4 protein-coding genes are annotated in these 2,892 nt (G+C 73.2%); 3 read left to right on the top strand and 1 reads right to left on the bottom strand.

What is annotated here, in order from left to right; genetic code table 11:
* Both AB0C29_RS41600 and AB0C29_RS41595 read left to right on the top strand, forming a co-directional pair.
* Positions 1 to 334: EamA family transporter (locus tag AB0C29_RS41600; RefSeq protein ID WP_360832816.1), on the top strand; the 334-nt coding region annotated here is incomplete at its 5' end.
* A 50-nt stretch (positions 335 to 384) separates the two neighbouring features.
* Positions 385 to 1,458, top strand: a complete 1,074-nt coding sequence (locus AB0C29_RS41595) for a GGDEF domain-containing protein (protein WP_360832813.1) — start codon at positions 385 to 387, stop codon at positions 1,456 to 1,458.
* Here the strand turns inward: AB0C29_RS41595 and AB0C29_RS41590 are convergent.
* Positions 1,430 to 2,575, bottom strand: a complete 1,146-nt coding sequence (locus AB0C29_RS41590) for a hypothetical protein (protein WP_360832810.1) — start codon at positions 2,573 to 2,575, stop codon at positions 1,430 to 1,432. The two genes, AB0C29_RS41595 and AB0C29_RS41590, sit on opposite strands and share 29 nt — an antisense overlap.
* A 39-nt stretch (positions 2,576 to 2,614) precedes the next feature.
* Here AB0C29_RS41590 and AB0C29_RS41585 point away from each other — a divergent pair.
* The coding region (locus AB0C29_RS41585) for a hypothetical protein (RefSeq protein WP_360832807.1) at positions 2,615 to 2,892 on the top strand (278 nt) is incomplete at its 3' end.

Raw genomic sequence — 2,892 nt, 5'->3', positions numbered from 1 at the left:
GGTGGCGGCGGTGCTCGTTCTGCCGTTCGGCGCGAGCGGTGCTTCCGCCGTACTGGATCATCCGTCTCTGCTCGCCGGCGCGGCCGCGGTCGCGTTGCTGTCGTCGGTCCTGTCCTACGGCCTGGAGATCAACGCGCTGCGGCGCATGCCCACCCGGGTGTTCGGCATCCTGATGAGCCTGGAGCCGGCCGCCGCGGCCGTCGCCGGGCTCGTGGTGCTGCACCAACGGCTCGGCCTGCGTGAGGTCGTGGCGCTGCTGCTGGTGAGCTCGGCCAGCCTGGGCGTCACTCTGGCCCAGCGCGAACCGGCACCCCCACCGACCTCACCGGCCTGACCGGCGCGGCCAAAACCTCATGTCCGGGCCCGGGAGGCCGAACAAAGAACGTGTCGCTCAGGGTCCACGCCACCGCATACGAGCTACGCGACCTGCACGGAGCCTCTCGTGCGGTCGCGTACCTCACGCTGGCCGCGTCGCCCTACGTGTTCGTGACGGCGTACATCGACCCGGGCGTCAACCTGATCACTCTGGTCGTGTCCGCGGTGATCTCTGTCCTGATGGCGTTCACGGGTGTGCTCTGCTGGCGCCGGCCCACCGCCGTACCCCGGTCGGGCTGGTTCATCGCCCCGATCCTGGCCACCGCGGTGGTGGCCGGCCTGAACTTCGCCACCCACGACGCGTCCACCGGCTCGCAGCTCTTCTACCTCTGGCCCATCCTGTACGCGGCGAACTTCCTCAGCCGCCGCGTCCTCTACCTCAACCTCCTCCTGGTGTACGCGGGCGACGCGGCCACCGTGTTCGCGGTCCTCGGCCCCCAGCGCGGCGCCTCGGACTGGGTCGCCATGGTGCTGGCCATGACGATGGCCGCCACGGTGGTGCAGAGTCTGCGGGTCCGCGCCGACCGGCTGCGTGACGTCCTGGAACGGCAGGCGAACGCGGACCACCTCACCGGCCTGGCCAACCGCCGCTACTTCGACGACGCGCTGGTCGCCGAGGCCGCCTGGGCCCGGCGCACCGACGGCTCCCTGGCCCTGCTCACGGTCGACCGGGACCACTTCAAGGCGATCAACGACACCTTCGGCCACGCCGAGGGCGACCGGGTGCTGCAGGCGGTCGCCGACGCGATGCGCAAGGTCGCCGGCGAGACCGGCGTCGCGGCCCGGCTGGGCGGCGACGAGTTCGTCATGCTGCTGCGGATGGGCCGCCGCACCGCCGTGGGCGTCGCCGACGCCCTGCGTTCCGCGATCGCCGACCGCACCGACCTGCTGGGCGGCCCGCCGGGCGTGAGCATCGGCATCGCGGTGTTGCCCGGCGACGCCGGCACGGTGGAGGACCTGGTCGCGGCGTCGGACGCGGCGCTCTACGAGGCGAAGACGTCGGGCCGCGGCCGGGTGTCCGTCGCCGGCGAACGGCACAACGTCGACCAGGTGCCTAGCTTTGTTCCGGAGTCCCGGCCTTGACCAGCCCGAGAATCTCCCGGCGCATCCGCGGGTAAGGACCCCAGCCGTCCCGCAGCACATGGATGTAGATCGCCTCGAGCGACACCTCGATCCGCTGCGCCAGCTCCTGATCATCGGGCAGCCCGAGCCGCACAGCCCGGGCGAAGTGATCGAGCGCCTCCATGTGCCGCCCCTGATCAAAGGCGCTGCGACCGGCGTTCTCGTGCACAACGCTGCGCAGCAGCTCCGGCGCCTCCGAACTGGCGGCCTGCTCGAACAGCCGATCGGCCTCGGCGTAGTCCCCCCGCAACCGCAACACGTGCGCCAGCTCGGCCTGCGCGATGACGAGGGCCTGCACATCCCCGGCCGACTCGGCGTGAGCCAGCGCCAGCCGGCTCGCCGCGGCGGCCATACCGAGCTCGTCCAGCAGCCGGTACACCTCGGCCCGCACGCTGAGCAGCCCGGCCCGGGCGACGTTGTCCTGCTCGTCGGCCAGCGGCCCGTCGAGCCGCTCACCGAGCTCCCGCAGCGCGTCCCGGTCGTCCACGACCTCGCGCAACGTGGCACCGTCCAGCCGCCACCGGATCGCGGCCAGATCCTCCGGACCCAGGGGCCTGGGCCGGCCGGGGGCGGCGGGCTTGATCTCGGTGGGCTCCGGCCCGGGTACGAGCAGAGCCTCGGCCTCTTCGTCGAGCTTCGAGGGCTCACCAGGCGCCGGCCCGCCGCTGGTCGGCTGAGCGTCGCTCGGCTCGGGCTGATCCGGGGCGGTGACCTCCTCCGGTGACACCGTGGTCGTGGCGCCGGCGATCCCGTTCATCAGTCCGGTGATGTCCAGGTTCAGCACGACCCCGTCGGCCTTCGCCTCTTCGGCGTTCTCCTGGGCCGCCTTCGGCTTGGCCCCGAACCACGTGGGCCCGAGATCCGAGTCGGCGTACTTGCGCGGCTCCGACGGCCCCGACGTGATCAGCCGCCCGATCGGCGCGGCGTTCGCGGCGGGGTTCGGGCCGGGCCGGGTGGCCGGCGGGACCGGGGAGACCGGCGTCGAGCTGCCCGCACCGGGTTTCGGGCTGTGCTGCGGCTTGGCCTCCGCGGGGGCGGCAGTGGCCTGCTGCTCTTCGGTGGGCCGCGAGGTCGGCACTCCGCCGGTGCGGAAGGCGGCTTCGGCCAGTTGCTTCGCTTGTTCCTGACGGGCGAGCTCCGCGGCGCGGCGGGCCTCCTCCGCCTGGCGTGCGGCTTCGGCCTGCCGGGTCGCTTCGGCGTGCTGTTCGGCTTCGAGCTGGCGGGCTGCGATTGCCGCCTGGCGGGTCGCTTCGGCCTGGCGGTCGGCTTCTTCCGCCTTGCGTGCGGCCTCGGCTCGGCGGGCGGCGTCGGCCTGGCGGGCTGCTTCGGCTTGGCGGGCGGTCGCTTCGGCTTGGCGGGCTGCGATCTCCGCTCGGCGGGCGGCTTCGGCTTGGC

The sequence above is a fragment of the Actinoplanes sp. NPDC048791 genome (assembly GCF_040650095.1).
Classification (GTDB): Bacteria; Actinomycetota; Actinomycetes; order Mycobacteriales; family Micromonosporaceae; genus Actinoplanes.
Note: the sequence above shows the minus strand (reverse complement) of the source record. Positions and strands in the feature narration are given on the sequence as shown.